Genomic DNA, 4742 nt, shown 5'->3' on the forward strand with positions numbered 1-4742 from the left:
TACAATATTACTTAACTCTTCATCTGTAATCTCTTCATTTACAAATTGTCTTATATCTAAAACTGAAATAAGATTTTCTTTATGTAAAACCATTCCTTTAAAAGGATTATTTTTATTCATATCAATTGATAATTCTAATTTATCTATTGCAATAGACTTTATTACATTTTTTGCATTTACTGCTAAAAATTTATTTCCTAAATAAAAAGTTGCTAATTCAACTGATTCTTCTGTAAATTTTTTCTTAGAGGTAGAAGAGAACTCTTTTTTATTTAAAGTACTTGTATATTCACCTATTACATCACCAATACAAATAAATACAAAACAAAAAACATCATTTTTATAATCATCTAAATTGCTTTTGTATTCTCTATATCCATTTGAAGCTCGTACCCCAACAGCATAATATTTATTTTCAAACTCAATAATTTCACTAAAAGATTCATTGTTTTTTAACTCAAAAAACTTATCATCAATATTTAAAATATTATTTATTTGAAGATTTTCATTTGTTGAAGAGATAATCTCTTTATTTTTATTTGTAAATAAAGCAAATGTTCCCTCTTTATTATTTGAATTTTCATCTTTTGGTAGTGTATCTTCTAACATAGCATTAAATTCAGGTTCTGAATCAAAAACAATTGCAATACCACCATTTATAATATTTTCATTTTTTAATGACCTTATTGCGCTTGTATAAATATATGTTGATTTATTATCATATAAATATGTTTTTTCAAACTTTGAAACTGCATACTTTGAAGTATTTTTTAAACTTAATGTAGAAGAAACCCACTCTTGTGTTAGAACTTTATCAACTAAATATTCATCTTTTTTATTTGAAACAGCAATTATTCTTCCCTCTTTATCAAATAAAATCAAATTTGGATATACAGTATATAAATCATTTATATACTCTAAAATAGAAGATATTTTCTCTTTTTTAAAATTTATTGATGAATAATCATCTAAAGCCTCTCTAAAATATGAATTTAAAGCCCACCATCTGCAATCATTTGCTCTTTCATATAAGTTTCTATCCATAATATCAATAGCTAATGAAGATAAAAACTCACTATCTTTTAAAATAGATGAGATAATAGTTTGATTTAAATTAATCAAAGAAGCATTTGCTTTAGTTCCTGTTATACCAATTTCATTTAATAATGATTTTGAGAAATCTCTATTTGATGAATTTTGTTTACTTTGTGAAATATTTCCATTCCAAATAACTCTTGCAAGATTTTCTTGAATAGTATTACTTTTTGAAAACACCTCTTTTAAGTCACTTGAAAAATGTTGTTCATTTCTCATCATAGCTTCAATAATTTCATCTTTAACATCATAAGTGTTTAATTCATTACTTAAAAAAGCATACTCTAAAGGAATCATAATATGCCCATAAAGTTCTAAACCATTAAAACCTTGATAACCATTAGTCTTTGATGTTTTAGCTAGGTAATCACGCCCTTGGAACGATACAATCTTATAAGTGTCATTTAAAACAATCTGTAATTTTGCATTTAAAGGAATATGTTCTTTATCACTTGAAGCAATTACATATCCATCTTTATCTAAAATAGTTAAAGCTTCTTTATTTTTACTATCAACTAAATTATCAAAAATTCCTTGCATTTCATCTCTAAATCTAAAACAAAGAGATAATGTTCCTAAACTTTCTGAAGTAGAATCATTCTCTTTTGTAACTTTATATGAGTAGACAAGAGATTTTTTAAACTGTGGTAAAAAGTCATGATAATCATAATCTTCAACATAATCTTCATTTGTATTTAAAACTTTTTGTAAATAATTATGATCAATTTTTTCCATATCAAATTCATCATTTAATCGAACAAGAATTCTACCTTTTGTATCTGTTAAAACAATATCAAAGTAAACAGAGTACTTTTTTACATATTCATTAAATCTATGTTTCATAGCATCTTTTAATTTATTGCTATCATCATTGTATTTTGATACATAATTGTTTATAAAAAATCTAATATCATCATCAGTTGCTAAAAAACCAATATCAGCAGTTCTTTCAAATAAATTTCTAATAAGAACATCTATTACAACTTGTGATTTAAATTTCATTTCAGCAGATACTTTTTTTACAGTTTCTTCACTTAAGTGGTTTAATAAAGTAGAAGTTAGATTTAAAAAATTTTCTTTTGTTTTTCCAATATCAATATTAATATCTCCTAATTGTCCAAGCAATGCTAGGATATCCCATGAAGAGCTTAATCGTCCTAATTCTTCTCTATATTTATCAACATCTTCTATATGTTTTATAATTGGATATAATTCTTTTTTAACATTTATACCCTTATAATTTAAAAGAGTTTGAGGCATAATAATTCCTTGTATAAATAATAATAACTAAGTTAAATTATATACAATTTATTTTATTGAGATTTTTTTTCTTTGTATATTTAATAAACTATTTTATAATAATTTTTATTTATTAGGAGTATTTGTTATTGAATCAAAAAAGTTGCTAAGATTTTTATCCCATGATTTATCAAAGATATCATGTCTTACAATTTGAGTATTTGTATTATTAGATAAGGTATAAACCAAATCATTTTTATCATTTTTATCAATAAGAACTTTTTTTATATTGTTTTTTACAGTATAACTTGCAAGTTCATTTATTTCATTAGCTTTTATATATCTTTTTTCTTTTTTATATAAATCAAGTCTAAATCGTTTTGCTAAATAATCCCAGTTTTCATCATATACAAAAATTCCAGAAAGTTCTGTTGAATAAAGTTGCCTTTTAATCTTTAAAAATTCATTATCTAGTTTATTTAAAAATCTATTATAATTATTAAAATAATTATTTTTATTCATAGGATCAATTAAAATAAGCTCTTCATAAATATTTTTAGCAATATCACGAACCAATAAAGGATCAGTCCATACATAAAGATTCTCTTTATCATCATTTTTTATTTTTTTTATTCCTGAACTCATATTAACAATTTTTAAATCAGGATTAATTTCGCTTAATAACTTTGCATAGTTTTTTTCTGAATCTAAACCAAAATGAAAATATATTTTGCTTTTTGATAATCTTTTTAAACTTGCATTTGATAACTCTTTTTCAATGGGAGTATAAGTATTTGATATTTGTGTTAAATCAATAAGATCATTTGATATTTGTTTTATAAAATATGTTTCAAAAGGATAAGAAACAAGTAGTACATTTTTTGAGAAAAGAAAAAAAGGAAATAGCAATAATAAAACAATTTTAATCATACTATTTCCTTCTTCTTATATTAACTTTTTAATTAGATTTCAGTTTTTCTAATTCTTAAGCTTAAGTCTTTTAACTGTTCAGCATCAACTGGTGATGGTGCCCCTGTTAATAAACATTGAGCTTTTTGAGTTTTAGGGAATGCAATAACATCTCTAATTGAATCAGTTCCAACAAGAAGCATAACCATTCTATCAAGACCCATAGCAAAACCACCATGAGATGGAGCTCCGTATTGAAGTGCATCAAGTAAGAAACCAAATTTCTCTTTTGCTTCTTCTTGTGAAATTCCCATAAGTTCAAATACTTTTGATTGAATTTCTTCTTTATGAATTCTAATTGATCCACCACCTAATTCCATACCATTTAATACAATATCATAAGCAATTGATTCAATAGCTTCTAAATCTGAAGTATCTTCTAATGATTTAGGCATTGTAAATGGATGGTGAAGTGCTTTTGTTTTTCCATCTTCAACTTCAAACATTGGGAAATCAACAACCCATAAGAACTCATAAGCATCAGCTGGAATAATATCCATAGTTTCTGCTAAGAATAATCTAAATCTTCCCATGTAATCCCATACAGTCTTTTTATCACCTGCACCAAAGAATACAACATCACCAACTTCAAGAGAAGTCAACTTTACAATCTCTTCTAAATCAGATTCTGAGAAGAATTTAGTTAAAGGACCTTTTAAACCATCTTCTTTCATTTGGAAGTAACCAAGACCTTTAGCTCCAAATTTTCTTACGTAATCTTCAAAACCTTTCATTTGTCTTTTAGAGAAGATATTATCTCCATTTGGACATTTAAGTGCTTTGATTCTGTTGTTTTTCTTATCTTTTGCGATATCAGCAAAAATTTCGTTTGTTGAGTTAGCAAAAATATCAATAACATCAACTAATGGCATATCAAATCTAATATCTGGTTTATCTGAACCGTATTTTTCCATTGCATCGAAGTATTTCATTCTTGGGAAAGTTTCAGGTACTGTTTTACCACATTTAGTGAATACATCAAAAATTAATTTTTCAGCAACTTTAATTACATCTTCTTGATCACAAAAAGACATTTCAACATCTATTTGAGTAAATTCAGGTTGTCTATCAGCTCTTAAATCTTCATCTCTAAAACATTTAGCAATTTGGAAATATTTATCAAATCCAGATACCATTAATAATTGTTTAAATAATTGAGGAGATTGTGGTAATGCATAAAACTCACCACCATGAACTCTTGATGGTACTAAATAATCTCTTGCACCTTCTGGAGTAGATTTTGTTAAAATTGGAGTTTCAACATCTAAGAAACCTAATTCATCTAAAGTATTTCTTACTTGAATAGCAGCTTTAGATCTTAATTGGAAAATTTCAAAAGATTTTTTAGATCTTAATTCTAAGAATCTATTTCTTAATTTAATTTCATCATTAACTTTATCATCATTTAAATCAAAAGGCATTGGTTTAGATTTGTTTTC

3 protein-coding genes are annotated in these 4742 nt (G+C 25.1%); all 3 read right to left on the reverse strand.

Translation table 11 applies throughout. From position 1 onward, the window contains the following. The coding region (locus tag ACERKK_RS11350) for a chemotaxis protein CheW (protein ID WP_373773191.1) at window positions 1-2355 on the reverse strand (2355 nt) is incomplete at its 3' end. Between the two features lie 105 nt (window positions 2356-2460). Further along, the gene (locus ACERKK_RS11355) at window positions 2461-3264 is read right to left on the reverse strand and encodes a metal ABC transporter solute-binding protein, Zn/Mn family (RefSeq protein WP_373773192.1); all 804 of its coding nucleotides are present in this window, start codon (window positions 3262-3264) and stop codon (window positions 2461-2463) included. 32 nt (window positions 3265-3296) lie between these two features. Then, window positions 3297-4742 (reverse strand): aspartate--tRNA ligase (aspS, locus tag ACERKK_RS11360; protein WP_373773193.1); only part of this gene is annotated, 1446 nt, incomplete at its 5' end.

This window comes from Poseidonibacter sp., assembly GCF_041821165.1.
Classification (GTDB): domain Bacteria; phylum Campylobacterota; class Campylobacteria; order Campylobacterales; family Arcobacteraceae; genus Poseidonibacter.

Coding starts and splice junctions, on each gene's coding strand:
- ACERKK_RS11355 (WP_373773192.1), bottom strand. CDS start 3,264: ATGATTAAAATTGTTTTATTATTGCTATTTCCTTTTTTTCTTTTCTCA.